The organism is Streptomyces sp. NPDC005017, from assembly GCF_042873115.1.
GTDB lineage: Bacteria > Actinomycetota > Actinomycetes > Streptomycetales > Streptomycetaceae > Streptomyces.
This window is the reverse complement of the sequence record NZ_JBIALD010000004.1, coordinates 375,723-402,114: the sequence shown is the minus strand read 5'-3', so window position 1 is coordinate 402,114 and position 26,392 is coordinate 375,723. Positions and strand designations below refer to the sequence as shown.

The following is a 26,392-nucleotide window of genomic DNA, read 5'->3' as shown; positions in this document are numbered from 1 at the left end:
GTCCGGGCGGCGGCGGAAATTCCCCGGTCGGCCCGCCGGGATTCCCAAGATCGCGTACCGCGGGGGCGGCCCCGGACACCGGCCCCACGACACGACTCGGGCACATATCGGCACTGGTCCGTACCAAGCCCTTGCCGTCCCCGCCCCCGCGCCGCAAGCTCCCAGCATGGAGTTGGAGTTGCGGCACCTGAGAACCATCCGGGCGATCGCGGAGGCGGGCAGTCTCACCCGGGCCGCGGCGGAACTGGGGCTGGCCCAGCCCGCGCTCAGCGCGCAGTTGCGCCGCATCGAACGGACCCTGGGCGGAACGCTGTTCGAGCGAGGGCGGTTCGGCGTGCGGGCGACGGCGCTGGGCGAACTGGTGCTGGAGCGCACCCGGGTCGTGCTGCCCGCGGTGAGCGAACTCCAGCGTGAGGCGGCCCGGTTCGCCCGGACCCGCCGTACACGGGAGCGGCTGCGGCTGGGCGGCACCCACGGCCCGCTGCTCGGCGCACTGGTGGACCGGCTCGCCGACGCGGCGCCCGAGGCCACGGTCACGACCTGTGCCTCCTGGTCCGAGCGCGAACTCGCGGAACTGCTCACCGAGGGCCGCCTGGACTTCGCCCTGGCCGGCACCTGCGGCTCGGCTCCGCCGCCCGGCGCCCCGCAGCTGATCTGGGAGGAGATCGCCGTCGACCCGGTGTTCGTGATGCTCCCCGAGGGCCACCGGCTCGCCCTGGGACCGGAGGAACCCGACCTGGCCGCGCTGGCGGGCGAGGAGTGGGCCTGTGTGCCCGGCGACGGCTGCTTCGCGGACTGCTTCACGGCGGCCTGCGCCCGCGCCGGGTTCACGCCGCGGCGCATGTACGAGACGGACACCGCGTCCTGCGTGCATCTGGTGCAGGTGGGCCGGGCCGTGGGGCTGTGCCGGGCCACGTTCCCGCCGACGCCCGGGATCACCACCCGGCCGCTCGCCGGTACACCGCTCAACTGGCGTCATCTGCTGGGCTGGCACCCCGCCACCCAGCAGCCGGACCGCGCCGCGACCGTGCTGGCGCAGGCCCGCGGCGCGCACGCGGGCGCGGCGGCGCGCAGCGGCAGCTACGCCGAGTGGCTCGCGGTCCACGGCGCCCGGGACCAGGGCCCTTCCGACGGATCTCCGTGGGAGTAGGGGCGGCGTCCGGTGCGTGCGATCGGTGTGCGGTGCGGAGGGTCGTGTGGCGGAGCCGGCTGTCCCTCCACACCGTGCGGCTGGGGTGTACCTCCCACGCCCTTGAGGCGGTGGGGGAGAGTGCGTGCCGGGCGTCGCGACGCCGCGCAGATCCGTCAGAAGGGCCCTGACCGACTCCCCCTCCACGCGGGGCTTCCATAACACCGGGGCAGGGGGTCGGCCGACGTCTTATGCGAGTCGGCGGGGCTTCCCTACGGTTTCGGCACCTCCCCCACCGATTCCGAGGAGACCTCCCCCATGCTCCGACGACATGCCAGAGCCCTGTGCGCCGCTACGGCGGCGGCCGGCGCCCTGCTCGTGGCCGGGCTCAGCGGCACCGCGAGCGCCGGCGCCGACGCCGCCGCACCCTCCCGGGCCGCCGCCACCCTGCGGACCGCCGACGCTCCGCCCGCCCTGCTGCGCGCCATGCAGCGCGACCTCGGTCTCGACCGGGGTCAGGCGGAGCGCCGGCTGGCCAACGAGGCCGAGGCGGGCGCCACCGCGGGTGCGCTGCGCGCCGCGCTCGGCACGGACTTCGCCGGCGCGTGGGTGCGCGGCGCGGAGTCCGCGACGCTGACCGTGGCCACGACGGACGCCGCCGACGCGGCGGCCATCGAGGCGCGGGGCGCCCGCGCGCTCGTGGTGGGCCGCTCGCTGGCCGACCTGGACGCGGCCAAGGCCCGCCTGGACCGTTACGCGGCCCGGCACGACACCGCCGACACCCCGGTCTGGTACGTGGACGTCCGTACCAACTCCCTGGTCGTGCAGGCCGTACGGCCGGACGCCGCGCGCGAGGTCCTCGGGGCCGCGGGCGTCGACGCCTCGCTCGCCCGGACCGTGGTGTCCGCCGAACGCCCCCGCCCGCTGTACGACTTGCGGGGCGGCGACGCGTACTACATGGGCAGCGGCGGCCGTTGCTCGATAGGTTTCCCGGTGACCCGGGGCACCCAGCACGGCTTCGCGACGGCTGGCCACTGCGGCCGGGCCGGCGCCACCACCAGCGGCTCCAACCGGGTGGCCCAGGGCACCTTCCAGGCCTCGGTCTTCCCGGGCAACGACATGGCGTGGGTGGCGGTGAACTCCAACTGGACGGCGACGCCCTATGTGAACGGCTCGTCCGCCCAGGTGGCCGGCTCCACCCAGGCGGCGGTCGGCGCCTCCGTGTGCCGCTCCGGCTCCACCACGGGCTGGCACTGCGGAACGGTCCAGCAGCACAACACCAGCGTGACCTACCAGGAGGGCACCGTCTCCGGTGTCACCCGGACGACGGTGTGCGCCGAGCCGGGCGACTCGGGCGGCTCCTACATCTCGGGCAGCCAGGCCCAGGGCGTCACCTCGGGCGGCTCGGGCAACTGCAGCTCGGGCGGGACGACCTTCTTCCAGCCCATCAACCCGATCCTCCAGTCCTACGGCCTCACCCTGAAGACCACCACCAGCGGACCGGGCGAGCCGGGCGAACCCGGTGAGCCGGGCGGCACCTGGAAGGCGGGCACCGTCTACCAGGCGGGCGCCACGGTGACCTACGGCGGCGCGACCTACCGGTGTCTCCAGGGCCACCAGGCCCAGCCGGGCTGGGAGCCGCCGAACGTGCCCGCGCTCTGGCAGCGCGCCTGACGACGCCCGCCGGCGCAGGCCGGAGCCCGGGTACGGCATCGCCGTACCCGGGCTCCGTCGTCCGTGGTCCCGGGGGCCGTGCGGTCGGTCCGCGCGGCCGGTGCGGTCACTCCCTGTGGCGGGGCGGTCAGTCCGTGCCGGACTCCATCGCCGCGCGGTCCAGGACCTCGTCCTCCTCGGAGACCTCGCCGCGGGAGGCGATGGCCTCGGCGCCGCCCTCCGGCATCGCGCCGATCAGGCCGGTGGCGGCCGCCTGGGCGGCGCCGACCGCCGGGCCCGCGGTGCCGATCAGGCCGAGGCTCGCGTACTGCTCGAGCCGGGCGCGCGAGTCGGCGATGTCGAGGTTGCGCATGGTGAGCTGGCCGATGCGGTCCGACGGGCCGAAGGCCGAGTCCTCGGTGCGCTCCATCGACAGCTTGTCGGGGTGGTAGCTGAAGGCCGGGCCCGTGGTGTCGAGGATCGAGTAGTCCTCGCCGCGCCGCAGCCGCAGGGTCACCTCGCCGGTGACGGCCGCGCCGACCCAGCGCTGGAGCGACTCGCGGATCATCAGCGCCTGCGGGTCCAGCCAGCGGCCCTCGTACATCAGCCGGCCGAGGCGACGGCCCTCGTTGTGGTACTGGGCGAGGGTGTCCTCGTTGTGGATGGCGTTGACCAGGCGCTCGTAGGCCGCGTGCAGCAGGGCCATGCCGGGCGCCTCGTAGATGCCGCGGCTCTTGGCCTCGATGATCCGGTTCTCGATCTGGTCGGACATGCCCAGTCCGTGCCGCCCGCCGATGGCGTTGGCCTCCAGGACGAGATCGACCGCGGTGGCGAACTCCTTGCCGTCGATCGTCACGGGGCGGCCCTGCTCGAAGCCGATGGTGACGTCCTCGGCGAGGATCTCGACCGAGGGGTCCCAGAACCGTACGCCCATGATCGGCTGGACGGTCTCGATGCCGGTGTCCAGGTGCTCCAGGGTCTTGGCCTCGTGGGTGGCGCCCCAGATGTTGGCGTCCGTGGAGTAGGCCTTCTCCGGGCTGTCACGGTAGGGGAGCTCGTGGGCGAGCAGCCACTCCGACATCTCCTTGCGGCCGCCCAGCTCGGTCACGAAGTGCGCGTCCAGCCAGGGCTTGTAGATCCGCAGGTGCGGGTTGGCGAGCAGGCCGTAGCGGTAGAACCGCTCGATGTCGTTGCCCTTGTAGGTCGAGCCGTCGCCCCAGATCTGGACGTCGTCCTCGAGCATCGCCCTGACCAGCAGGGTGCCGGTGACCGAACGGCCGAGCGGCGTGGTGTTGAAGTACGCCCGCCCGCCGGAGCGGATGTGGAACGCGCCGCAGGCGAGCGCGGCCAGGCCCTCCTCGACGAGCGCGGCCCGGCAGTCCACGAGGCGCGCGATCTCGGCGCCGTAGGTCTTCGCGCGGCCGGGCACCGAGGCGATGTCGGGCTCGTCGTACTGGCCGATGTCGGCCGTGTAGGTGCAGGGGACTGCACCCTTGTCGCGCATCCACGCGACGGCGACCGAGGTGTCGAGGCCGCCGGAGAAGGCGATACCGACGCGCTCGCCGGCCGGAAGGGAGGTGAGGACCTTGGACATAGGAAGAGTATGCATCACAATGCATGACCATGCAACCAGGGGTGGAGTCGTCGCCGCGCGGGATCGGCCGGACCTTCTTACGATCACAAGGTGGCGCATACGTTCGAAGAGCTGATCGAGAAGCAGCGCGCGGCCGACGAGGCGCACCTACGCGTCGAGGACCTGCGCGACCAGTACGGACCCCCGGCGCAGCACCCGTGGACCGGGCACCAGACCGAGGTCTACGAGACGGCCTGGCGCGCTTGGCGCGACCTGGCCCGTGACGTCCAGCAGTCGGTCACGGAGTTCGCCCAGGAACAGGGCACCGCCCGCAACCAGGTCGAGGACGACGTGAAGAAGGCCGTACGCCATCCGGGGGGACCGTCCGCGGAGCCGTGACCCGCATCCGGGGGCCACGGAGCTCGAGGTGGCCGGGGCCGCGCGGCCGGAACCGGCCGGAGTCGGCCACCGGGGCGTCGGGCTCCCAGGGCCCCGTGGCGTCGTCGTACCAGGCGTCCCGGAGCCGCTCCGGCCGTTCGCCGGGCGGCACTTCGGTCAGCCAGGACCAGTCGGCGATCAGCACGGTGATGTCCAGCCCCATGGCGGTGACCCTGACCGGCCCTGCCCCGGCGTCCGCAGGCCGTCAGGGGCAGTCGTACGTCACCCGTGCCGTCGCCGTGCGCCCGGACGGGCTGAGGATGCGCAGTTCGGCCCGGCCCTGGTGACGGCCCTCGCCCTCGAAGGTCCAGCGCAGATGCAGGTTCGCGTGCCGCTGGCCCCGGGCGAGGCGTTCGCGCAGTACGGCGGAGGAGGTGCCGTCGCTGCGGACCCAGCGGTAGGTCAGCGTGCCGGGACGGCCGTTGGTGGACACACGGGCAAAGACGTCGGTCGTGCCGCCGCACTCCAGCGCCGACGGGCTGGTCGTGACGGTGACCGTGCGCACCTCGATCGGCGCTCCGAGCCGCTGCCAGGCGAGGAAGGCCAGCACGCAGAGGAACACCACGGCGGGGAGGGTGTGGCGGCGCAGGCGCCGGCGGAGGGGGACGCGGGGCGCGGGCACGACCGGCAGCGGCCGCTGGGTGCGCTGGGCGACGGCCGCGGTGACTCCGGGGCCGAACCGCAGCAGGGTGCCCTCGACCCGGTCCGGCGCGGTCTCGCCGGGCCCGTCCGGGGGCGCCGGACCGCTGGGGTGCGCCCGTCGCGTCGGCTCGTCCGGGTACTCCCCGGCCGCCTCGGGCCAGGCCGGCGCCGCGGGACCGGCCCCGCCGTCGCGGCGGGTCGGCTCGAGGGGGCCGGCTCCGGTCACCCGGCGGGTGGGCTCCGCCACGCCCGCCCCGGGCTCGCGCACCGTGGGCTCGAACGGATCGGCCGGGCTCTCGCGCCGTGTGGGCTCGAAGAGGCCGGACCCGGTCTCGCGTACGGTCGGCTCGGCGGGCCCGGCCACCGGCTCGCGCAGCGTCGGCCCGCCGACGCCGGCCGGGTCGGCGGTCTCCCGGCGCGTGGACCCGGCCGCGCCCTCCTCCTCGTCGTCCGGCCGCTGGATCCAGTGGCTGGCCAGCACGGTGGCGCTGTACTCGGCCTCCTCGGAAGCGGGAGTCCTGTCCTCGGGCTCGGGCATGCGGTCGTCGGTCCCTGTCATCGGATGTCACACTGCCTGGTCAGCAGTGTCTGCGACGCGCCGCCGTCGGCGGAGGCCGGGCTGGTCGCGGCCTGCACGGACCAGTAGCACCCGCGCGTCACGAAGGTGTGGTCCACGGTGATCGTGTAGCTGGTGGCGCCGCTGCGCTGGAAGGTCTCGCTGCCGTCCGGGGTGCCCAGCGCGGAGGTCGTGTCGCTCGTGGACCAGGACACCGTGATGGACACCGGTCCGGGTCCGTCCGTGGTGACGGTGAGGGTCGCCGTCGCGGTGACCGGGCCGGTCTGCCGGAACTCCACCACCGCCACGTCCTTGACCGCGGGTACGACGGGCCCGGGCGGTGAGGTCGGCGGGTCCGTGGTCGGCGGGGCCGGGGTGCCGCCGCCCGGCGGGGGCGTCTCCCCGTCCGGCGGCGGCGTCGTTCCGCCGGGCGGCGTCGAGGTCGCCGAGGCGGAGGGCTCCGCGGAGGCCGATCCGGAGACCGACTCGCTCGGTGAGGCCGAGGCGGACGGCGACGAGCTCTCGGAGGACGACGCCGAGGCCGAGGGCGCGGACGGGTCCGTGGTCTCCGTGCCCGGCCCCGCGCTCGTGGTGGCCAGGGCCTGCGCCGCCTCGCCGGGTGACGCGCCCGTGGCCGGCCGGGCCCCGTAGGCCAGCAGTACGGCCACCACGATCAGGGCCGCGGACACGAGGGCTCCCGCCCGGCCCGGCAGCCACGGACGCAGCCCGCCGCCGGCCGGGGCGGCCGGGGCCAGGACGGTGCGCGCGACGTCGGTCGTCCCCCGCGGTGCCGTGCGGGGCGAGGGCAGCAGCAGGGGCAGCAGGGCGACCAGGGCCGCGAGCCGGCCGCGGCCGCGCTCCTCCCAGTCGGGCCCGTAGGCCGCGCCGGCCACCGTCTCCAGCTCCCGTACGAAGTCCTTGGCGCTGGTGGGGCGTTGGTCCGGGTCCTTGGCCAGTCCGCGGCGCACGAGGCCCTGGACCGGCGCGGGGACCTGCTCGGCGGGGATGGGCGCGTCGACATGGCGCAGCGCCAGCTCGGCCAGGTTCTCGCCGGTGTACGGCTTGCGGCGGGTGAGGCACTCGAAGAAGGTGGCCGTCGCCGCGTACACGTCGGCGGCGGGCGAGGCCGGGGCGCCGGTCCACTGCTCGGGGGCCATGTAGGCGGGCGTGCCGGCGATGCCCGCGCTGATCCCGGAGTCCACCGCGATGCCGAAGTCGACGAGGCGGGAGGTGCCGTCCGGGGCGACCAGGACGTTCTCGGGTTTGTAGTCGCGGTGGACGACGCCTAGGCGGTGGGCGTCGGCGAGGCCGAGCAGGGAGCCCTTGAGGAGGACGAGCGCGGCCTCGGGTTCCAGCGCCTCGGTCTGGCGGGCCAGCAGGGTGCGCAGGGAGACGCCGTCGACCAGTTCCATCACGATGGCGGCGCCGTCGGGGCTCTCGACGTACTCGTAGAGCCCGGCGACGTACGGGCTGTCCAGCCCGCCGAGCAGCCGGGCCTCCGCGCGGAACTCCTGGACGAAGCCGGGCCGGGTGCGCAGCGAGTCGTTGAGGTACTTCACCGCGACGGGCACACCGGAGTCGCGGTGCACGGCCTGTACGACCCGTCCGCTCGCCCCGGAGCCGAGTTCCTGCGACTCGGCGTATCCGGGCACCGTCCATACGTTCATTCCGACCCCCCAGGCCGCCGTGCCGCCGCGGGCGTTCCAGAGCGGCGGACGCGATGAGAGACACAGTTTCGGCCATGGCGGTTGCGGTGAGGCAGTCCCCTGGAGGTCTCAGCTCGGAAACTCCGCGGAGGAAATCCCGACGGGGCCTCATGTCAGCGATGCTGTCCGTGGGCCGGGTCACATAGCGTCCGGACGGTACGGAAGCCACCATGGGCGGGTCATCGCCAGGCTGAAGGGATCCCGAATGTTCCGCAAGGTACTGGTCGCCAACCGTGGCGAGATCGCGATTCGCGCGTTCCGCGCCGGCTATGAGCTGGGCGCGCGGACGGTTGCCGTCTTCCCTCACGAGGACCGCAACTCTCTGCACCGGTTGAAGGCTGACGAGGCCTACGAGATCGGCGAGCCGGGACACCCGGTGCGGGCGTATCTCTCGGTGGAGGAGATCGTGGGCGCCGCCCTGCGCGCGGGGGCCGACGCCGTGTATCCCGGCTACGGCTTCCTCTCCGAGAACCCGGAGCTGGCGCGGGCGTGCCGGGAGGCGGGCATCACCTTCGTCGGTCCGGACGCGGAGATCCTGGAGCTGACGGGCAACAAGGCCAGTGCGGTGGCCGCGGCGCGCGCGGCCGGGGTGCCGGTGCTCGGCTCCTCGGCGCCCTCCACGGACGTCGACGAGCTGGTGCAGTCGGCAGGGGAGATCGGGTTCCCGGTGTTCGTGAAGGCCGTCGCGGGCGGGGGCGGGCGCGGTATGCGCCGGGTCGAGGACCCCGCGCAGCTGCGGGAGTCGATCGAGGCGGCCTCGCGGGAGGCGGCGTCGGCGTTCGGTGACGCGACGGTGTTCCTGGAGAAGGCCGTCGTCGACCCGCGCCACATCGAGGTGCAGATCCTCGCGGACGGCGAGGGCGAGGTCATCCACCTGTTCGAGCGCGACTGTTCGGTGCAGCGCCGCCACCAGAAGGTGATCGAGCTGGCGCCCGCGCCGAACCTCGACCCCGGGCTGCGGGACCGGATCTGCGCGGACGCCGTGCGGTTCGCCCGGCAGATCGGCTACCGCAACGCGGGCACGGTGGAGTTCCTCGTCGACCCCGCCGGAAACCACGTCTTCATCGAGATGAACCCGCGCATCCAGGTCGAGCACACGGTGACCGAGGAGGTCACCGACGTCGACCTGGTGCAGGCGCAGTTGCGCATCGCCTCCGGGGAGACGCTCGCCGACCTCGGTCTGGCGCAGGAGAACATCACGCTGCGCGGCGCCGCGCTCCAGTGCCGTATCACCACCGAGGACCCGGCGAACGGCTTCCGCCCGGACACCGGCCGGATCAGCGCCTACCGCTCCCCCGGCGGCTCCGGCATCCGGCTGGACGGCGGTACCACGCACGCCGGTTCGGAGATCAGCGCGCACTTCGACTCGATGCTGGTGAAGCTGAGCTGCCGGGGCCGGGACTTCACCACGGCCGTGAACCGCGCCCGGCGCGCGGTCGCGGAGTTCCGTATCCGCGGTGTGGCCACCAACATCCCCTTCCTCCAGGCGGTGCTGGACGACCCGGACTTCCAGGCGGGCCGGGCCACGACCTCGTTCATCGAGCGGCGTCCGCATCTGCTCACCTCGCGCCACTCCGCGGACCGCGGTACGAAGCTGCTGACGTACCTGGCCGATGTGACGGTCAACAAGCCGCACGGCGAGCGCCCGGTGCTGGCGGAGCCGGCGGGCAAGCTGCCGCCGCTGCCCGCGGGCGAGCCGCCGGCCGGCTCCCGGCAGCGGCTGGCCGAGCTGGGCCCCCAGGGCTTCGCGAGCTGGCTGCGCGAGTCGCCGACGCTGGGCGTGACCGACACGACGTTCCGCGACGCCCATCAGTCGCTGCTCGCCACCCGGGTGCGCACCAAGGACATGCTGGCCGTCGCCCCGGTCGTCGCCCGTACGCTGCCCGGCCTGCTGTCCCTGGAGTGCTGGGGCGGCGCGACGTACGACGTGGCGCTGCGGTTCCTCGCGGAGGACCCGTGGGAGCGGCTGGCCGCGCTGCGCGAGGCCGTGCCGAACATCTGTCTGCAGATGCTGCTGCGCGGCCGCAACACCGTCGGCTACACGCCGTACCCGACGGAGGTCACCGACGCGTTCGTACGGGAGGCCGCGGCCACCGGCATCGACATCTTCCGCATCTTCGACGCGCTGAACGACGTCGACCAGATGCGGCCCGCGATCGACGCCGTGCGGGAGACGGGGACGTCGGTCGCGGAGGTGGCGCTCTGCTACACCTCCGACCTGTCGGACCCGTCCGAGAAGCTCTACACGCTGGACTACTACCTGCGGCTGGCCGAGCGGATCGTCGACGCGGGCGCGCACGTGCTGGCGGTGAAGGACATGGCGGGCCTGCTGCGGGCCCCGGCCGCGGCGAAGCTGGTCTCGGCCCTGCGCCGGGAGTTCGGCCTGCCGGTGCATCTGCACACCCACGACACCGCGGGCGGGCAGCTCGCCACCTATCTCGCCGCGGTCCAGGCGGGCGCGGACGCGGTGGACGGGGCGGTGGCCTCGATGGCCGGCACGACCTCGCAGCCGTCGCTGTCCTCGATCGTCGCCGCGACGGACCACTCCGAGCGGCCGACCGGGCTGAGCCTCGCGGCGGTCGGCGACCTGGAGCCGTACTGGGAGAGCGTGCGCAAGGTGTACGCCCCCTTCGAGGCGGGCCTGTCCGCGCCGACCGGCCGGGTCTACCACCACGAGATCCCGGGTGGTCAGCTGTCCAACCTGCGCACCCAGGCGGTCGCGCTCGGTCTCGGAGACCGCTTCGAGCAGATCGAGGCGATGTACGCGGCGGCCGACCGGATGCTGGGCCGGCTGGTGAAGGTCACGCCGTCGTCGAAGGTGGTGGGCGACCTGGCACTGCACCTGGTGGGCGCGGGCGTGGACCCGAGGGACTTCGAGGCGGAACCGTCCCGGTTCGACATCCCGGACTCGGTGATCGGCTTCCTCCGCGGTGAGCTGGGCACCCCGCCCGGCGGCTGGCCCGAGCCGTTCCGCACCCGGGCGCTCCAGGGGCGGGCCGAGGCAAAGCCGATGGCGCGGCTGTCCGCGGAGGACCGCGAGGGTCTGGAGAAGGAGCCGCGGCCCACGCTGAACCGGCTGCTGTTCCCGGCGCCGACCCGGGAGTTCGACACCCACCGGCAGGCGTTCGGCGACACCAGCGTCCTGGACAGCAAGGACTTCTTCTACGGTCTGCGCCCCGGCCAGGAGTACTCCATCGACCTGGAACCCGGTGTGCGGCTGCTCATCGAGCTCCAGGCCGTCGGTGAGGCCGACGAGCGGGGCATGCGCACGGTGATGTCCTCGCTGAACGGCCAGCTCCGTCCGATCCAGGTCCGTGACCGGGCGGCGGCCTCCGACGTCCCGGTCACGGAGAAGGCCGACCGCGCCGACCCGGGCCATGTCCCGGCGCCGTTCGCCGGTGTGGTCACGCTGGTGGCCGCGGAGGGCGACGAGGTGGAGGCCGGTGCCACGCTGGCCACCATCGAGGCGATGAAGATGGAGGCGTCCATCACCGCGCCGAAGGCCGGCCGGGTGTCCCGGCTGGCCGTGAACCGGGTGCAGCAGGTGGAGGGCGGCGACCTGCTGGTGGTCATCGGCTGAGTGCGGCGGTGACCCCGTCGGGCTTCGGCGGGCACGGGGGCCTCGGGTCCCGTGCCCGCCTGCCGCGTTCCGCGCGGTCCGGGCGTGGTCGCCGCCACCGAGGTCACGGCGGCCGGGCACAGCGGGCCGCCCGGGACGAGGGCGGTGGCGCCCGAGGTCCAGCCCGCGACGAGGCCGCCGCGCAGACTGCCCAGATGGGTACCGGCCTGGCCGACGACGAGTTCGGCCGGGCGGCCGCGGCCGCCCGGCCGCTCGCGCGAGGGTCTTCCTGAGACCGGCCTTCCCGAGATGACGTCAGGCGCTGTGCACGGTCACCTCGTGCAGCGAGTAACCCCAGTTGGTGGCCCGGCCGAGGAACTGGAGGCGGACGTAGCGGGCGGGTGTGCCCGCGAAGTCGGCGGTGTCGAGGCCGCCGTCGCCGCCGGTGGTGGACCAGACGGTGCGCCAGTCGACGCCGTCGGTGGAGAGGTCGACGCGGTACGAACGGCCGTACGCGCGCTCCCAGTCGAGGGTGACCCGGCCGACCCGCTGGGTCGAACCGAGGTCGAGGCGCAGCCACTGGCCGTCGCTCCAGTCGCTCGCCCAGCGGGTGTCACGGCTGCCGTCCACGGCCCGGCCGGGCGCGTAGCTGGTGAACAGGCTCCACTCGCTCGAACTGGCCGTGGCCGGAGCCCCCTTGGCCAGGTTGACCGAGGCCTGGTGGTGTTCGGCCGCGCCCCAGGTGCCGAGGTAGGACTCGGCGCCCCGGAACAGGTCGTCGACGACGTCCTGGCCGCCGGTCACCCGGATGTCCTCGATCCAGTCCGGTACCAGGCCGTAGTGGGCGGCTCCGTCGGTGTTGAGGTCCCAGGTGCGCTCGCCGGTGGTCTGCCGGTCGATGACCGAGCCGCCGTCGGTGCTGCGGAAGGGGTACTTCACGGGGTCGGGGGTGTTCGCGCCGCGGGGGCCGGGCCAGCCGCCGACGCCGTTCATGTCGGTGCCGTAGCCGTAGCCGACGCCGTACTTGTCGCGCAGCGCCTCGGTGCGCCGTGCCTCCGCGCTGAAGCCCTCGGAGCCGTGCATGTACTGGGCGATGAACCCGCCGAGGGCGTAGACGCGCTCGGTCCAGTTGAGGTCCATCCAGCTGTGCGAGGAGATCACGCCGGGGTAGGACTCGGCCTCGAAGATGTCGAGGACCCGCCCGGTCGCCTTGACGCTCATGTGGTCGACCTCGAGCATCATCTTGCGTTTCATCATGCCGCGCACGGCGTACTCACCGAGGTCGGTCAGCCCGCGCACGTTGCACCGGGCGTCGCCCGAGTACGAGGGCACCGACACGCCCGCGGGGAGCTTGCTCTCGGCGGCGGCCGCGGAGGCCGAGCCGATGGGGTTGTCGGCCTGTGGGCCGGTGCACTTCTCGGTGCGCCAGAAGGTGCCGGTGGACAGGAACTGGCCGACGTTGATGGCCGTTCCGAGCGTGCCGGAGTCGAAGCGGACGCCGCACAGGGCGTTGTCGAACTTGTGGCAGAGGAACATGCTGCGCACCCCGAGCGCGTGCAGTTCGTCGAGGCCCTTGTCGATGTCCTCCCGGCTGCACTGCGCGATGTCCAGGATCATCTTGCAGCCGAACGGCTCGGAGGTCTCCACGCCGAGCACGACGGCGAGTTTGCCCTGCTCGATCACCTGCCGGGCCTGCGCGCTGTCGGTGACGACCCGGAACCAGCCCTTGCCGGCGCCGCCGTACTGCCTGTCGATGTACGCCTGGAGGTCGTAGGTCAGCTTCGCCTGGAGCCGGATGGAGGTCATCTCGTCGCAGGAGCGGTCCTTGAAGAAGTAGACCGAGCAGATCACACCGTTGGTGACCAGGTCGTTGACGAGGACGCGCTGCCCGCCGCGCCAGGCGCGCTCGATCCAGGCGTAGTAGTTCTGCTGGTGGGTGAGCGAGTCATGGGCGGGCCAGTCCTTGAACGTGGGCCAGCCGACGGGCTCGTGGCGTCCGTCGCCCCCCTTGGTGATGAAGTCGAAGACCGCCAGCGAGCCGTCCGGGTAGTGCTCGGGACAGTCCTTCAACGCGTCCGCGATACCGGCCTCGGAGAACGGCTTGCCGCACAACAGGCGCCCGCCGAAGGCCTCGTTGGAGAAGATGTGGTCGTGGGCGTCGACGAACCCGCGCACCTTGCCACGGGAGTCGGTGCCCTTGAACGGTTCGCCGGTGACACCGGTCCCGGAGTCCTGGGCGGGCCGCGCGGACGGATTCCACCAGTCGTCGGCCGCCGCGGCGGAACTCGGCGCCGGGCCGAGGGCCATGGCCAGCAAGAGCAGCAGCAGCGAGACGACGGCGACGTGAGGGCGTCGGTGCATGGCCACATCCCTAGATCGGACGGCTGAAATTGTCATGCCCAGCGAAAGTTACCGACGAGGATCGAATGGGGGGTCCGAGGAGTCAAGAGCCGTGCGTCATTCACCGAACGCCCCAGACGGACACGGATGTTGCCCTTCCGTGAAGAATGGAACCGATTTGTGGCGGAACACGGGGCAACGGTCGGGGGTGTCCACAGGTCGTACGAGGCACAGTCACTGCCGTGGCACCGCATCCGCACACGACCCACCCACGGGGGAAACCATGACCGTCCGTCCCAGGGCCCTTCTGATGGATCTCCGCGGCGTCGCGACGCCCGGCACGCACCCTCGGCGCATCCAGCTGGCACTCGCCACGGTGGCGACCGGCGCCGCCGTGGCCCTCACCGCGGCCGTACCCTCGGCGACCGCCGCCACCGGCCCGAAGTTCCTCAAGCCGGCCGAGCTGCCGCCGCACGCCTCCTCGGCCTGGTACGCCGGTCCGGTCACCGCCGGACAGCCCGACCCGCTCCCGGTCTGCGTCGGCGAGGCACTGCCGTCGACCTCCAGGCACCGCGCCTTCTGGACCGAGTACGACACCAACGCGCTCCAGGTGACCGTCGTGGCCCGCGACGCGACGAAGGCCGCCGACTTCGCCGCCCTGCTCCGCAAGAAGATCCGCGACTGCGCGACCGCGCTGGAGAAGCAGCACCCGGACGTGTCGGCGACCGGCAGGTACTACGGCAAGCTCGCCGTCGAGGAGGGCGCCCACGTCTACGGGCTGCACACCCGCACGACCTGGGGCGCCTCCGACGTCGCCCTGATGTCGGTCGGCCGCGACGGCAGGACCGTCACCTTCGTGAAGTGGGCCCGGATGGGCGACTTCCGGCACGCGCAGGTGGCGGACTTCAGGCGGACGACCAAGACGGCGGTCAACAAGCTGTACTGATCACGGCGGACGGGGCCGGGCCCGGCCCAGGTGTTTCCGGGCGCGGCCCCTCGGCCTCGGCCTCCACGGCGGTCCCGGCGCCGCGGCGGAGCCGTCCGAGGGGCCCTACGCCGTGCCGGCCTCGCCCGGCCAGTCCCCCAGCAGGCGCTCGACCGCCGCGTCGACCAGTTCCTCGCGCTCGCGCTCCGAGAGCACGTCCGGGAGGGTGAGCTGCTCGACGATCAGCCAGTTGAGCGCCAGGTACAGCAGCTTGACGGTGAGGGCGTCGCCCGGCAGACGGCTCGCCTCGTGGTACGCGACGTTCGCGTCCAGGTCGCCCCGCACCTGCTCGGTCAGCAGCCTGCGCAGCCCGGGGCGCCGGGTGGCCTCCAGGCGCAGTTCGAGCAGCGCCAGGTATCCGGAGCGGAACCCGCCGACCCGGTCGACCAGGGCGTACATCGCCTGCCGGTACAGGTCCCGGTCCTGGTCCCGCTCGACCGCGCGCAGCCGGTCGAACTCCGACGGGTCAGGCTGGAGCCGCTCGTAGACCCGTCCACCGGTCTGGATGAGCAGGTCGTCGCGGTGCGAGAAGTAGTTGGAGGCGGTCCCGACGGGTACACCGGCCTCCGCGTCCACGGCCCGGAAGGTCAGACCGCGCGCCCCCTCCCGCGCCAGCACCTCGATGGCGGCGTCCACCAGGGCGGCCCGTCGCTGATCGTTCCTGCGCACCAATCGAACCACTCCATTTGCAGTACTACGGCCACCGTGGTGTCGGTAGACTACTACAGGTGCAGTGAATTGACCCTGGTGCGATGGAACGGCGCGGGCGTAGGCGGGGCGCGACGGACCGGGTCAGTCCGTGGGAGGACTGGTCGGCGTGCCCTGGTTGTGGAACATCTGCCAGCGCCCCGGGGCGGCCCGGCGCCACAGGGAGGTTCGGTGGGACCAGCGGCCGTCGATGTTCACCGTGTACTTGAGCATCACCAGTCCCTCGGCCAGCCGTACGCCCCGCATCCGCTCGACCGTGATGGGCTCACCCTCCGGATCGGTGCCGGAAGCGACGCGTTCCGCGGTGCCCTCGAAGACGATCTCGCCGCCCGAGGCGCCGAACTCGTGGAAGTCCGGGGCGAGGAAGCTCCGCAGACGGTCGGCGTCGGCACGGCAGTCCGGGGACAGCGTCTCGTACTCGGCGGCGATCGCCTCCGCCACCTGCGGATCGTCACTGCCCTGATCGGCGCTGATCGTCGTCATGCGCCCAAGCACTATCACGCGCCCCGCGAACGGGTGAACGCGTTTTCGGGAGACCGCCGGGATCGCCGGGACCGCGATCGTCCGGGCCGGGCCGGGGTGGGCTGGGCCGGACCAGACCGAGGCGGACCAGACCGAGGCGGGCCGGGGCGGGTGCGCCCGGCGGGCCGCTGTCAGTGGCCCGCGCTACTGTGCGCGCAATAGACTGATCTGCCCGTTCCGGGAGGTTCTCATGGCGTCACGCCTCAACCCCTACCTCAGCTTCGACGGCACCGCGCGGGAGGCGATGGAGTTCTACAGGGAGGTCTTCGGCGGCACGCTCAAGCTCAACACGTTCGGCGAGTTCGGCCAGACGGGCACACCGGACGAGAACAAGATCATGCACGGCATGCTGGAGACCGACGCCGGCTTCACACTGATGGGCGCCGACACCCCGCCCGGCATGGAGGCGACACGAGGCAACTACTTCTCGGTGAGCGTCAGCGGCGAGGACGAGGCCGAACTGCGTGGGTACTGGGACAAGCTGTCCGCGGATTCCCAGGTCTCCGTGCCGCTGGAGAAGCAGATGTGGGGCGATGTGTTCGGCATGTGCACGGACCGCTTCGGCGTCCCCTGGATGATCGACATCGTCCAGCCGCAGGGCTGAGCCGCACCGGGCCCTGCGGAGGTCATGCCGTGCCGAACCACGTCTCCGCCAGCGCCGGCAGGTACGCCGGGGGCAACGGCTCTATCGGAGCGGCGTGGGGCGACTCCTCTTCCCGGGTGGTGTGTTGGGGCAGGCGGCGGATGAAACCGTCCGGGACCCGCTCTCGCTCTCAGTCGTCGTCCAGGACCGCGCGGATCACGTGCCGGGCGTTGTCCGCCATGGCCGGGTTCGTTTCGCGGTAGTACGGCAGGGCGATGAGCGCCTGGGACAGCGCGCGGGCCCGGCCGCGCCGCCAGGTGACGTCGTCGACGTCCAACGCCTCGCGGAAGACCCGCCGGGCGGGCGGCGGGAGCAGGTTCCAGGCGGGGAAGAGGTCACAGGCCGGGTCGCCCAGGCCCGCGCAGCCGAAGTCGATCACCGCGCCGAGCCTGCCGCCGTCCACGAGGATGTTGCCCGGCATCAGGTCGGCGTGCAGCCACACGGGAGGACCGTCCCAGGTCGGGGCACGCATCGCCTCGGCCCACCGGGCGGCCACGGCGTCGCAGTCCACGCCCTCCTGCGGCAGGGCGCGCAGTCGCTCGATCGCCGCGCGGGTCTCCACGTCCTGCTCGGCGAGCGGACCGCCGCGGTGGGCCCGGGGCGCGCCCGGAAGGCCGACGCCACGCATCGCGGCGACGAACAGGGCCAGGCCCTCGGCCAGTTCCACCGGTTCGGCGAGGTCTCCCGCGCGCGGGTTCCCGCCCGGCAGCCACCGGTAGACCGACCAGGGCCACGGGTACCCCTCGGCGGGCCTCCCCGCTCCCAGCACCTCGGGCACGGCCACGGGCAGCCGGGCCGCGAGGCGGGGCAGCCACTCCTGCTCCAGCGCCACATCGGCGACACCGCCCCGGACCAGCGGCAGCCGTACGACCCGGTCCTCGCCCAGGCGGTACATGGCGTTGACCGTGCCGCCGGACGCGATCCGCTCGACGGGCAGCGCGGCCCAGCGCGGGAACTGGCCGGCGACCAGCCGCCGTACGAGGTCGCCGTCGACGGCCTGCTGACCGGGATGCATCCGCACTGCGTCCATGGCGTCCCATCCGACCCGTGACCCTCGCGGGCGGTCAAACCCTTTTGTCCGCCGGGCCGCCGCGTCGGGCCTCGCCTCGGAGTCATCGACCGCGACCGGGGCGCGTGCCACGCCCGCCGGCGCCGGCGTCCGCCCCTCGCCCTCGCAGCCCGCCGCCCGCCGCCCGCCGCCCGCCGCCCGCCGCCCGCCGCCCGCCGGGATCAAACCACCTGACACATCCGCGGATTCGTGGTTACCATCGCCGCGATGACTACTTCCTCTCTTCAGAGTTTGGGGGAACCGTCCGCGCAAGGTGAGTGCTGATGACCACTCACATCGCGAACGGCGATCCCCGTCTTTCCCTCTGGTTGCGCGTGCGTGAGTACGCCGTGCCCACGTCCATGATCGAGACCGCGACCGTCCGTCGTCGCGCCGGTGACTGGGCCGGGGCGTGTGCCGCCGCCGGTGTCGACGTCGATCTGAGTCTGCGGTCCACGGCGGACCTCCACGGGCGCGAGTTCGCGGCCCGGGTGCGCGCGGATCTCCGCTGCATGGCCCCCGACCTGCTGCGCTGGCACATGCCGCGCGTCGCGCCCGACGGGCTGCTGCGTCCTGGCCTGACCGTCTCCCTGGCCCGCTACGAGGGCGCGGGACGGGACGGTGCGAGTCCGGTGCATCTGGTCGTGCGGACCCCGCCGGCCCGTGCGGACGCCGGACAGCGGATGAGCCTCGCCCTGTGGGACGGGGCCCGCCCCGCCTCCGGGACGGGCGGGCATCCGCACGCCCGGCCGAACAGGCGGTTCCGCCTCGATCTGCACCGGCATCTGTGGGACGTACGCAGGTCGGCGGAGCTACGGGCACGGTCCGGGTCCGACGAGGCGCCCTCCGCCCTGCCCGTCCTGTCCGCCCTGTCCTCCATGGCCGATCCGCACGCGCCCGGCATGGCGCGCTGTGCCGTCGGCCGGTGGGCGGCCGAGGCGGAGATCCTGCTGGACGCCGAGCAGCGGCCGGGCGAAGCGGTCGCCGTACGTCTGGGCGCCCGGCAGCGGCTGCTGGTCCGGCCCACGGGACCGGCGGACGCCAGCATCACTCCGGCTCCGGCCGACGGGCGGGTGTCCACACTCCCCGTGCTGCCCGAGGCGGCGACCTGGGTACCGCCCGACCTGGAACTGCTGCGCGCCGGACTGATCGAGCCCGGGCTGCTGCATCCCCTGGTCGCCGAGGCTCTGGCACCGGGACACGCGCCGGGCCCGCCGCCTGCCGCGGATCCGGTGGGAGGGGCGCGGCTGGTGGAGTGCCGGGGCGCACGGCACCGGATCGGGCTGGTCGACGGCGTACTGGCCCCGCTCGACCACGACCCGGCGGAGGTCCGGCGCGAGGAACTGCTCGCCGCGCTCTCCGGACCGCCGCTGCCCTGTCTGCGGGCGATCGACGAGGCCCACCGCAGGCCCGAGTGCCTCACAGGTGTCCGCGAACGTCTCGCGCACGGCGACATCGCCGGGGCACTGGCCGTCGTGGAGGGGCTGCTCGGGCCCGAAGCGGTGCTGCGCAGTGGACCGTTGCTGGACGAACTGGAGGCGGCCGCCGGCCGTCGGGTCGCCTACGGGCTGTTCAGGGCGGGCCTGGCCGAGCCGTCACCGCACCGGTCGGCCTGGCCGGGACCCAAGCGGCCAGGCGGCCACCGCTCCCACCCGCGCCACACGACCGCGCGCTGACAACTCGCTTCCTCTTCTGCTCCCTTCTTCTCCCCTCCTTCTCCCTTCCGGCTTTCCGGGTGCCGGGCCGCGCCCTGCCCCGACGACCTTCCCCAGGTGATGACGCATGCCCCAGACTTCTGTCTCCCCCTCCCGGCTCGACGTGGCAGGCGAGCTGTTGACCCTGCTGCGCGACACGACGACCGAACCCCGCCCGGACACCCAGTTGGAGGCCCTGACTCTCGCCGTGGCCGCCGATCTGCCGGTGCTGCTGTGGGGTGAGCCCGGCATAGGCAAGACCGCCGCGCTCAACCAGCTGGCCGCTTCCCTGGATCTGCCCCTGACCACGGTGATCGCGAGCGTGCACGAGCCGTCCGACTTCTCCGGACTGCCCGTCCTCGGTGACGACCCCGCGCAGCAGGGCGTACCGATGGCACCGCCGGACTGGGCCGTGCGCCTGGTGCGGGCCGGCCGGGGGCTGCTGTTCCTGGACGAGTTGTCCACCGCGCCGCCCGCCGTGCAGGCCGCGCTGCTGCGGCTCGTCCTGGAGCGGCGGATCGGTGCCCTCCGGCTGCCGCCCGGGGTACGGATCGTGGCGGCGGCCAACCCGCGTTCGTCCGCCGCCGACGGCTGGGAACTGAGCCCTCCGCTGGCGAACCGTTTCGTGCATCTCCAGTGGACCCACGACCACGAGGTCGTCGTACGGGGCCTCGCCGGGACCTGGCCCCGGGCCACCCTGCCCCGGCTCGACCCGGCCCTGCTGAGCGAGGCCGTGGCCTTCGCGCGCCGCGCGGTGTGCGAGTTCCTCACGGCCCGGCCCACCCTTGTGCACCGGCTGCCGAGCGGGGAGACCCGCCGGGGCGGCGCCTGGCCCTCGCCGCGCAGCTGGGACATGACGCTGACCCTGATCGCGTTCGCGACCGCCGCCGGGGTCTCCCGGGACGTGCTGTCGCTGCTGGTCAGGGGAACGGTCGGGGACGGCCCGGGATTCGAGCTGCTGGCGGCGATGGACCGGATGGACCTGCCCGACCCCGAGCTGCTGCTCGCCGACCCCGGCCGGGCCGAGCTGCCCGAGCGGGGGGATCTGCGGCAGGCGAGCCTCGAGGCGGTGGTGGCGGCGGTCAACGCCCGTCCGGAGCGTGCCCGTTGGGACGCCGCGTGGGCGCTGCTGGTGCGGGCCCTTGAGACCGGGGCGCCCGATCTGGTGGTCGCCCCCGCCACGGCGCTCGCCGGGCTGCGCCGCGAGGACTGGGACGTGCCGGAGGCCATCGAGCGGCTGGCCGGGGCGGTGTCCCTGTCCCGCCGCGCGGACCGGGCGGCCGACCGTGCCGCCGTCGCGGCCCCGCTCGCCGGGCAGGGTGCCCGATGAGCGCGGCGACGGCAGTGGCGCTGGACCTGGACAAGCTGTTCGCGGCCCGGCTGCACGCGGCGCGGGCCCGGCCCTATCTCGCCACGGCCCTGTTCGCCCTGCATGTCGTCGAGTCGCGCGCGGTGCCGACGATGGCGGTCGACCGGCACTGGCGGTGCTATGTCTCACCGGGGTTCGTGGACCGGATGCCGGTGGAGGACCTGGCCGCGGTGTGGGTGCACGAGGTGTCGCATCTGCTGCGCGACCACCACGGCCGCAGCGACCGGCTCGCCCGCGACCGTGGTATGACGGGCGCGGGCGACCGGCTGCGGATGAACCTCGCGGCGGACTGCGAGATCAACGACGACGCGTTCGGCGACGGTCTCGTGGTCCCGAAGGGCGCGGTGTTCCCGCGTCATCTGCTGCTGTCCGGCGGGCTGCTCATGGAGGAGTACGCGGGGGAGATCCGGCTCGGGCCGATGACCCGGTACCTGGCCTGGCTGGACTGCGGCAGCGGCGCCGACGGCGTGGCCCGGGAGTGGGAGCTGGGTCCGGACGGGGCGCACGGACTCAGCGAGCAGGAGCGGGACGCCGTACGGTTCCGGGTCGCCCGGGGGATCACGGGCCGGCCCGGGGACGCGCCGCGGGGGTGGCGGCGGTGGGCGGAGGAGGTGGTCCATCCGCCGCAGCCCTGGCGGGAACTGCTGGGTGCCGCCGTCCGCTCGGCGGCGTCCGCGGCCGGGGTGGGCGAGGACTACGTCTACGGCCGCCCGGCCCGGCGTTCGGCGAGCCTGCCCGGTGTGGTGCTGCCGAGTCTGCGCCGCACGCCACCGCGTGTCACGGTCGTCGTGGACACCTCCGGCTCGGTCAGCGACGCCGAACTGGGCAGCGCCCTGCTGGAGATCGCCGCGATCTCCCGTGCCGTCGGGGGGCGGCGCGACCTGGTGAGCGTGCTGTCCTGCGACGCGGCGGCGAACGTGGTGGGGCCGTTGTGCCGGGCCGAGGACATCCCGTTGCTGGGTGGTGGGGGCACGGATCTGCGCAGCGGTTTCGCCAGGGCTCTCGCGGCACGGCCCCGCCCGGACGTCGTCGTGGCCCTCACCGACGGGCAGACCCCGTGGCCGGCCGTCCGGCCGGCCTGCCGCACGGTGATCGGGCTGTTCCCGCGCGGTGGGACGTCGGACTCCTGGCGGGAGGACGATCCGGACCATGCGCCCGAACACCCGCCCGCCTGGGCGCGGGTGGTGGACATCGGGCCGAGGGGCCCGGGCGTATGAGCCGGGCCGCCATGGGGGTCAGCCCCCGACCAGCGCCACGAGTTTGATGAACACCAGGTCCGGTTCGGCCGTGAGGTCGATCTGCTCGTCGAGGTGCTCGATCTGCCGGTCCCCGGTCAGCACGAAGTACCCGTTGGCCAGGAACGCCTGCTCGGCCATGTCGGCCTGGCGTTCCCAGTCGATGCGGCGGGGCTCGCGCAGCCGGTAGCCGTTGAGCTCGACTTCGGCGTCGTCGGGCCTGACCAGGCCGTGGAACCGGTCGCCCGGCCGGTCGTTGTGGCGGGCGACCTCCTCACGCACGCGCAGCCTGATCAGCTCCCGCACGCTCATCCGGTCGGGGAGGCCCTCGACCGCCAGCTCGGCGACGGCCTTGCCCGTCGCGGTCTCGTCCCGGAAGGTCACGGTGGCCATCAGGCACCTCGCTCGGTCTGTCGGAGAACGCTCGGGTCGGTGATCTCGCGGTCGGCGGCGAGCGGGAAGGCCTTGCCGAGGATCAGCGCCTGCCGTGCGTCGTCGAACGGCAGGAGCACGCCTCGCCGAGCCGCGCGACGGTCGGGAACGGGGGGCGCCGGCCGGCACGGGGCGGTGGGGCCGCCGCGCCGGCCGGTGACGCGGGGCTGGTTCGGCCGGTCGTCGGACATGCGGGGATCATGGCAGAGGGCACTGACACCGCCGTGCCGTGGCCGACTCCGGCCCCCCGCCCCGGGTCACTCTGGCCTTCTCCCCCCACATCCGCCATCATGGCGCGACCATGACAAAGACGCCTGTGCTCCGGACGCTGGCCGCCGCACTGCTCTGCACCCTCGCGGTCGTCCCCGACGCCTCGGCCGAACCGGCCGCCGCCCCCACCCCGCCCTCGGCCGCCTCCGCCGGGGCGGCGGACTGGACCGGCCCGCTCAGCACACGCGGGCGCTGGATCGTGGACGCCGACGGCGAACGCTTCCGGCTGCGGTCGGGCAACTGGCACGGAGCTAGCGGCACTTGGAACGGCTCGGGCAGCCAGGACGACAACGCCCAGCACCACGCGGGCGAGAACTCCGGCCGGATGCCGCTCGGCCTGGACCGGGCACCCATGGCGGACATCATCGCGGGCTTCCAGGAGTTGGGGATCAACAGCATCCGGCTGCCGTTCTCCAACGAGATGATCCACGACAGCCGCCCGGTCACCGACGCCTCCGTCGCCGCCAACCCCCGGCTGCGGGGCAGCACTCCGCTCCAGGTGTACGACGTCGTGGTGCGCGAGCTGACGGCGGCCGGGCTCGCGGTGATCCTCAACAACCACACCAACACGACCCGTTGGTGCTGCGGGGTCGACGGCAACGAGCGCTGGAACGCGAGCCTGTCCACGACGGCGTGGGAGAACGACTGGGTGTTCATGGCCCGCCGCTACCGCGACAACAAGCGCGTCGTGGGCGCCGACCTCTACAACGAGGTGCGGCGCTCGGTCTGGGACGACCCCAACTGGGGCCTCGGCGACGACCACGACTGGTTCGCCGCCTCACAGCGCGTCGCCGACCGCATCCTGACCGAGGCCGGCCCCGACCTGCTGATCATGGTGGAGGGCATCAACTGGTACGGCATCCCGGTGGACGGCCTCCCCCACGGCCGCCCCACCCTGGAACCGGCCCGCAACCTCTCGCACACGCTCCTGAGCTCCGACAAGCTGGTGTACTCCGCCCACTTCTACGACTACACGGGCCCCCACCACACCGGCGCCACCGGCATGGGCGAGACCACCGACCCGCGCTACCGCGACCTCAGCCCGGCCGACCTGATCTCCGTGCTCGACCGCCAGGCGTTCTTCGTCACCGAGGGCGACCGCCACTACACCGCCCCGCTGTGGATCAGCGAGTTCGGCGTCGGCGGCCGGGAGGAGACCGGGCCGAAGCCGCGCGCCTGGTTCGAGAACTTCGTCGACCAGCTCATCCGCGCCGACGCCGACTTCGCCTACTGGCCGCTGGTCGGCTGGCACGAGAACCGCGGGGGCAACGGCTGGGCCCTGCTGCACTGGGACGCGCGAGGCCACCGGATGGGCCTGTACGACGGTGACGACTGGCGCGCCGCGGCCTGGACCCGGCTGATGTCCGCCCCCAGCCGCACCGGCCACATCGCCCCGGCGACGCACTGGCCGATGCTCAGCCCCGACCACGGCGACTTCGTCCGGTCCCGCCGGATGCGGGCCGCGGGCGACTGGGACTCCGGGGCGCGCAAGGCGGCCTGTCCCGACGGACAGCGGCTGATCGGTCTGAGCCACACGGGCAACCGGGGCCTGTGCACCGACGTGGCGGCGGGCCCGCGCTGGGACTCCGCCCGCGCCCACGAGGTGGTCAGGGACGAGCGCCACGTCCGCTCGGACTGGGCCTCCGGCTACAGCAAACTCCAGTGCGCCGAGGGCCAGTTCCTCATCGGCTACAGCGTCCGCGGCGCCGCCGTCTCCGCCGCCCTGTGCGCGCCGGCCGTGGCCGGCACGATCACGGGCACCGGTGCCCGCACCCTCTGGTTCGACCGGGGCGACAACCGCGGCCCGGCCCCGAAGGGCGGCGACTTCGCGTACGGCCGCTACAAGGGCCAGTGCGCCGACGACGAGTACGCGGCCGGCATCGCCTACACGGGCCGCCTGGGCTCCTCCCGCACACCGGACGCGCTGTACTGCCGCAGGCTGCGCTGACCCACGGCGCCGGGTGCGGACCGGCCGTGCCGGCGTCGGGCCTGATCACGCCGACCCACCGGGTCGGGCTGCCTTAGGGTGGCCGTGACCTGCCTGAAGCATTCAGGCGGGGAGGCACACACTTCAGGAACAGGGAAGGGGGCCGCCGTGGCGCGCGCCGGACTCACCGCGGAGCGCCTGACCCGGGCCGGGGCGGAGCTGGCCGACGAGGTCGGTTTCGAGCAGGTCACCGTGTCGGCGGTCGCCCGGCGGTTCGAGGTGAGGGTCGCGAGTCTGTACTCGCACGTCAAGAGCTCCCAGGACCTCAAGACCCGGATCGCCCTGCTCTCCCTGGAGGAGCTCGCGGACCGCGCGGTCGACGCACTCGCGGGCCGGGCCGGCAAGGACGCCCTGCGCGCGCTCGCCGACGTCTACCGCGACTACGCCCGCGAGCACCCGGGCCGCTACTCGGCGGCCCAGTTCCGGCTGACCCCGCAGGCGGCCGCCGCCAGTGCGGGGGTACGGCACGCGCGGCTGACCCGGGCGATCCTGCGCGGCTACGACCTGGCCGAACCCGACCAGACCCATGCCGTCCGGCTGCTGGGCAGCGTCTTCCACGGATACGTGACCCTGGAGATGGGCGGCGGATTCAGCCACAGCGCACCCGACACCCAGGAGACCTGGACCCGGATCATCGACGCCCTCGACGCGCTGCTGCGGAACTGGCCGGACCCGGTGCCGGCGGACCCGGCGGCCGGCTGACCCGTCGGCAGGCCGGAGCGTCTTCCGCCGGAGCCACGTCGCACGTCACGCCTCGGCCGACGGAACCGGGAACAGCAGGCAGCTGCTGGTGGCGTGGGCGAGCAGACGGTCGTTGCCGTCCACGAGCGTGGCCTCGGCGAGCGCGGTCTGCCGGGTGCTGTTGACGACCCGGCCGATGGCCCGCACCCGGCCGGTGTCCACGGTCACCCGGCGCAGGAACTTCACGCTCAGGTCGAGCGAGGTGTAGCCCATCCCCTCGGCCAGCACCGACTGCACGGCGCACCCCGCCGCCGAGTCGAGCAGGGTGGCGAAGACGCCGCCGTGCACACTGCCGATCGGGTTGTAGTGCTCCTCGCCCGGCTCGAGGGAGAACACCGCGTAGCCGTGGTCGACCTCGTCGAGCGTGAACCCGAGCGTGGCCGTGATGGGCGGCGAGGGCAGCCGTCCGGCCACCATGTCGCGCAGCAGGTCCAGACCCGTGCCCTTGCCGACGGCCCCGGCCGTGATCCCGGGGTCCTGCCATTCGTACGTGCGGGTCCGTCCCATGGGTGCGCTGCCTCCCTCGGCTGGCTTCGTAGATCGAAGTTAGCCGTGCCGTGAGCTGACTGTCAACGACGAAGTCAGGCGCCTACGATGACGCCATGCAGTGGCTTGAGACGAGCACGGAGAACTGCCCCGTCCAGCGGACGCTCGAAGTGGTGGGCGAGAAGTGGACGTTGCAGATCCTGCGCGACGCCGCCAACGGGGTGCGCCGGTTCGACGACTTCCGCCGTCATATGAGCCTGTCCGAGGCGGTGCTCAGCGACCGGCTGCGCAAGCTCACCGCGGCCGGCATCCTCTCGGCCGTGCCCTACCAGGAGCCGGGCAGCCGGGCGCGCAAGGAGTACCGGCTGACGCGCAAGGGCTGGGATCTGTGGCCGGTCCTGATGGCGCTGGGCCAGTGGGGCGAGACGTACGCCGGTGAGCCCGAGGGGCCGGTGCTGGACATCCGGCACAAGGAGTGCGGGGCCGAGGTGCGGGTGGTCGTGGAGTGCTGCGCGGAGAGCGTGGCGCTGACGCCGGGGGATGTGGTCGCGAGGCCGGGGCCGGGGGCTCGGCGGTTGGGGTGAGGGGCGATGCCGGGGCCGGCACGAGGCGGAGGGGATGCCGGCGGTGACATCGACTCCCGGGGCGTCTCGGGCGTCGGGCCCGGCGACCCGCC

General features: G+C 73.5%; 22 protein-coding genes. 12 read left to right on the top strand and 10 right to left on the bottom strand.

The window, feature by feature from the left end; translation table 11 throughout:
* The first annotated feature begins 166 nt into the window (after positions 1-166).
* Both ACFYR0_RS09025 and ACFYR0_RS09020 read left to right on the top strand, forming a co-directional pair.
* Complete coding sequence (locus ACFYR0_RS09025; RefSeq protein ID WP_389323615.1) at positions 167-1,150, top strand: LysR substrate-binding domain-containing protein; 984 nt, start codon at positions 167-169, stop codon at positions 1,148-1,150.
* Between the two features lie 297 nt (positions 1,151-1,447).
* Positions 1,448-2,803: an alpha-lytic protease prodomain-containing protein gene (locus tag ACFYR0_RS09020; RefSeq protein ID WP_389323612.1), complete on the top strand. Its 1,356-nt coding sequence runs from the start codon at positions 1,448-1,450 to the stop codon at positions 2,801-2,803.
* Positions 2,804-2,930: 127 nt separating this feature from the next.
* Here ACFYR0_RS09020 and argG read toward each other — a convergent pair whose 3' ends face one another.
* Complete coding sequence (argG, locus tag ACFYR0_RS09015; RefSeq protein ID WP_389323609.1) at positions 2,931-4,376, bottom strand: argininosuccinate synthase; 1,446 nt, start codon at positions 4,374-4,376, stop codon at positions 2,931-2,933.
* Between the two features lie 90 nt (positions 4,377-4,466).
* On the opposite strand from argG, the gene ACFYR0_RS09010 reads away from it, so the two are divergent.
* On the top strand, positions 4,467-4,754 hold the full coding sequence (locus ACFYR0_RS09010; RefSeq protein WP_389323606.1) for a hypothetical protein: 288 nt from the start codon (positions 4,467-4,469) through the stop codon (positions 4,752-4,754).
* Between the two features lie 244 nt (positions 4,755-4,998).
* Here the strand turns inward: ACFYR0_RS09010 and ACFYR0_RS09005 are convergent, their stop codons facing one another.
* On the bottom strand, positions 4,999-5,994 hold the full coding sequence (locus tag ACFYR0_RS09005; protein ID WP_389323603.1) for a hypothetical protein: 996 nt from the start codon (positions 5,992-5,994) through the stop codon (positions 4,999-5,001).
* Entirely contained in the window at positions 5,991-7,658 is a 1,668-nt protein-coding gene (locus ACFYR0_RS09000; RefSeq protein WP_389323600.1) for a serine/threonine-protein kinase, read from the bottom strand. Before ACFYR0_RS09000 ends, ACFYR0_RS09005 begins: the two co-directional genes overlap by 4 nt.
* 244 nt (positions 7,659-7,902) lie before the next feature.
* Here ACFYR0_RS09000 and ACFYR0_RS08995 point away from each other — a divergent pair, with 244 nt between their 5' ends.
* Positions 7,903-11,277, top strand: a complete 3,375-nt coding sequence (locus ACFYR0_RS08995) for a pyruvate carboxylase (protein WP_389323597.1) — start codon at positions 7,903-7,905, stop codon at positions 11,275-11,277.
* 294 nt (positions 11,278-11,571) lie between these two features.
* On the opposite strand, the gene ACFYR0_RS08990 is transcribed toward ACFYR0_RS08995, so the two are convergent.
* The gene (locus ACFYR0_RS08990; protein WP_389323594.1) at positions 11,572-13,617 is read right to left on the bottom strand and encodes a discoidin domain-containing protein; all 2,046 of its coding nucleotides are present in this window, start codon (positions 13,615-13,617) and stop codon (positions 11,572-11,574) included.
* A 289-nt stretch (positions 13,618-13,906) separates the two neighbouring features.
* On the opposite strand from ACFYR0_RS08990, the gene ACFYR0_RS08985 reads away from it, so the two are divergent.
* Entirely contained in the window at positions 13,907-14,542 is a 636-nt protein-coding gene (locus ACFYR0_RS08985) for a hypothetical protein (RefSeq protein WP_389323779.1), read from the top strand.
* A gap of 105 nt (positions 14,543-14,647) precedes the next feature.
* Here ACFYR0_RS08985 and ACFYR0_RS08980 read toward each other — a convergent pair whose 3' ends face one another.
* On the bottom strand, positions 14,648-15,253 hold the full coding sequence (locus ACFYR0_RS08980; protein WP_389323591.1) for a TetR/AcrR family transcriptional regulator: 606 nt from the start codon (positions 15,251-15,253) through the stop codon (positions 14,648-14,650).
* A gap of 120 nt (positions 15,254-15,373) precedes the next feature.
* A complete protein-coding gene (locus ACFYR0_RS08975) occupies positions 15,374-15,772 on the bottom strand; it encodes a DUF4440 domain-containing protein (RefSeq protein WP_389323588.1) in 399 nt (132 codons plus the stop codon).
* Positions 15,773-16,001: 229 nt separating this feature from the next.
* On the opposite strand from ACFYR0_RS08975, the gene ACFYR0_RS08970 reads away from it, so the two are divergent.
* Entirely contained in the window at positions 16,002-16,415 is a 414-nt protein-coding gene (locus tag ACFYR0_RS08970) for a VOC family protein (protein WP_389323585.1), read from the top strand.
* 169 nt (positions 16,416-16,584) lie between these two features.
* On the opposite strand, the gene ACFYR0_RS08965 is transcribed toward ACFYR0_RS08970, so the two are convergent.
* Positions 16,585-17,469 (bottom strand): aminoglycoside phosphotransferase family protein, encoded by an 885-nt coding sequence (locus ACFYR0_RS08965; protein ID WP_389323776.1) that lies wholly within the window; start codon positions 17,467-17,469, stop codon positions 16,585-16,587.
* Positions 17,470-17,786: 317 nt separating this feature from the next.
* On the opposite strand from ACFYR0_RS08965, the gene ACFYR0_RS08960 reads away from it, so the two are divergent.
* The 3 genes from ACFYR0_RS08960 (at position 17,787) to ACFYR0_RS08950 (ending at position 21,782) form a co-directional block, all read left to right on the top strand.
* Entirely contained in the window at positions 17,787-19,178 is a 1,392-nt protein-coding gene (locus tag ACFYR0_RS08960) for a hypothetical protein (protein WP_389323582.1), read from the top strand.
* Between the two features lie 106 nt (positions 19,179-19,284).
* Positions 19,285-20,526, top strand: a complete 1,242-nt coding sequence (locus ACFYR0_RS08955; RefSeq protein WP_389323579.1) for an AAA family ATPase — start codon at positions 19,285-19,287, stop codon at positions 20,524-20,526.
* Positions 20,523-21,782: a VWA-like domain-containing protein gene (locus tag ACFYR0_RS08950; protein ID WP_389323576.1), complete on the top strand. Its 1,260-nt coding sequence runs from the start codon at positions 20,523-20,525 to the stop codon at positions 21,780-21,782. Before ACFYR0_RS08955 ends, ACFYR0_RS08950 begins: the two co-directional genes overlap by 4 nt.
* An 18-nt stretch (positions 21,783-21,800) precedes the next feature.
* Here ACFYR0_RS08950 and ACFYR0_RS08945 read toward each other — a convergent pair whose 3' ends face one another.
* Positions 21,801-22,193 (bottom strand): hypothetical protein, encoded by a 393-nt coding sequence (locus ACFYR0_RS08945; RefSeq protein ID WP_389323573.1) that lies wholly within the window; start codon positions 22,191-22,193, stop codon positions 21,801-21,803.
* Positions 22,193-22,423, bottom strand: coding sequence for a hypothetical protein (locus ACFYR0_RS08940; RefSeq protein WP_389323570.1), 231 nt, complete (start codon positions 22,421-22,423; stop codon positions 22,193-22,195). The genes ACFYR0_RS08945 and ACFYR0_RS08940 overlap by 1 nt, the downstream gene beginning before the upstream one ends.
* Before the next feature lie 110 nt (positions 22,424-22,533).
* Between ACFYR0_RS08940 and ACFYR0_RS08935 the strand changes: the two genes are divergently transcribed.
* Positions 22,534-24,450 carry a glycoside hydrolase family 5 protein gene (locus ACFYR0_RS08935; protein ID WP_389323567.1) on the top strand — a complete coding sequence of 639 codons (1,917 nt, stop codon included), beginning with the start codon at positions 22,534-22,536 and terminating at the stop codon, positions 24,448-24,450.
* 147 nt (positions 24,451-24,597) lie between these two features.
* Positions 24,598-25,191 (top strand): TetR/AcrR family transcriptional regulator, encoded by a 594-nt coding sequence (locus tag ACFYR0_RS08930; RefSeq protein WP_389323564.1) that lies wholly within the window; start codon positions 24,598-24,600, stop codon positions 25,189-25,191.
* Positions 25,192-25,236: 45 nt separating this feature from the next.
* Here ACFYR0_RS08930 and ACFYR0_RS08925 read toward each other — a convergent pair whose 3' ends face one another.
* Positions 25,237-25,737, bottom strand: coding sequence for a PaaI family thioesterase (locus ACFYR0_RS08925; RefSeq protein WP_389323561.1), 501 nt, complete (start codon positions 25,735-25,737; stop codon positions 25,237-25,239).
* 95 nt (positions 25,738-25,832) lie between these two features.
* Here ACFYR0_RS08925 and ACFYR0_RS08920 point away from each other — a divergent pair, with 95 nt between their 5' ends.
* Entirely contained in the window at positions 25,833-26,300 is a 468-nt protein-coding gene (locus ACFYR0_RS08920) for a winged helix-turn-helix transcriptional regulator (RefSeq protein ID WP_389323558.1), read from the top strand.
* Positions 26,301-26,392 lie beyond the last annotated feature (92 nt).

What these genes read in the sequence shown, in the direction of transcription:
- ACFYR0_RS08965 (WP_389323776.1), bottom strand. Translation starts at nt 17,469, where the DNA reads ATGCATCCCGGTCAGCAGGCCGTCGACGGCGACCTCGTACGGCGGCTG.
- ACFYR0_RS08955 (WP_389323579.1), top strand. Translation starts at nt 19,285, where the DNA reads ATGCCCCAGACTTCTGTCTCCCCCTCCCGGCTCGACGTGGCAGGCGAG.
- ACFYR0_RS08985 (WP_389323779.1), top strand. Translation starts at nt 13,907, where the DNA reads ATGGATCTCCGCGGCGTCGCGACGCCCGGCACGCACCCTCGGCGCATC.
- ACFYR0_RS08960 (WP_389323582.1), top strand. Translation starts at nt 17,787, where the DNA reads ATGACCACTCACATCGCGAACGGCGATCCCCGTCTTTCCCTCTGGTTG.
- ACFYR0_RS08970 (WP_389323585.1), top strand. Translation starts at nt 16,002, where the DNA reads ATGGCGTCACGCCTCAACCCCTACCTCAGCTTCGACGGCACCGCGCGG.
- ACFYR0_RS08975 (WP_389323588.1), bottom strand. Translation starts at nt 15,772, where the DNA reads ATGACGACGATCAGCGCCGATCAGGGCAGTGACGATCCGCAGGTGGCG.
- ACFYR0_RS09000 (WP_389323600.1), bottom strand. Translation starts at nt 7,658, where the DNA reads ATGAACGTATGGACGGTGCCCGGATACGCCGAGTCGCAGGAACTCGGC.
- ACFYR0_RS09020 (WP_389323612.1), top strand. Translation starts at nt 1,448, where the DNA reads ATGCTCCGACGACATGCCAGAGCCCTGTGCGCCGCTACGGCGGCGGCC.
- ACFYR0_RS08940 (WP_389323570.1), bottom strand. Translation starts at nt 22,423, where the DNA reads ATGTCCGACGACCGGCCGAACCAGCCCCGCGTCACCGGCCGGCGCGGC.
- ACFYR0_RS08925 (WP_389323561.1), bottom strand. Translation starts at nt 25,737, where the DNA reads ATGGGACGGACCCGCACGTACGAATGGCAGGACCCCGGGATCACGGCC.
- argG (WP_389323609.1), bottom strand. Translation starts at nt 4,376, where the DNA reads ATGTCCAAGGTCCTCACCTCCCTTCCGGCCGGCGAGCGCGTCGGTATC.
- ACFYR0_RS09025 (WP_389323615.1), top strand. Translation starts at nt 167, where the DNA reads ATGGAGTTGGAGTTGCGGCACCTGAGAACCATCCGGGCGATCGCGGAG.
- ACFYR0_RS08990 (WP_389323594.1), bottom strand. Translation starts at nt 13,617, where the DNA reads ATGCACCGACGCCCTCACGTCGCCGTCGTCTCGCTGCTGCTGCTCTTG.
- ACFYR0_RS08995 (WP_389323597.1), top strand. Translation starts at nt 7,903, where the DNA reads ATGTTCCGCAAGGTACTGGTCGCCAACCGTGGCGAGATCGCGATTCGC.
- ACFYR0_RS09005 (WP_389323603.1), bottom strand. Translation starts at nt 5,994, where the DNA reads ATGACAGGGACCGACGACCGCATGCCCGAGCCCGAGGACAGGACTCCC.
- ACFYR0_RS08950 (WP_389323576.1), top strand. Translation starts at nt 20,523, where the DNA reads ATGAGCGCGGCGACGGCAGTGGCGCTGGACCTGGACAAGCTGTTCGCG.
- ACFYR0_RS08945 (WP_389323573.1), bottom strand. Translation starts at nt 22,193, where the DNA reads ATGGCCACCGTGACCTTCCGGGACGAGACCGCGACGGGCAAGGCCGTC.
- ACFYR0_RS08920 (WP_389323558.1), top strand. Translation starts at nt 25,833, where the DNA reads ATGCAGTGGCTTGAGACGAGCACGGAGAACTGCCCCGTCCAGCGGACG.
- ACFYR0_RS08935 (WP_389323567.1), top strand. Translation starts at nt 22,534, where the DNA reads ATGACAAAGACGCCTGTGCTCCGGACGCTGGCCGCCGCACTGCTCTGC.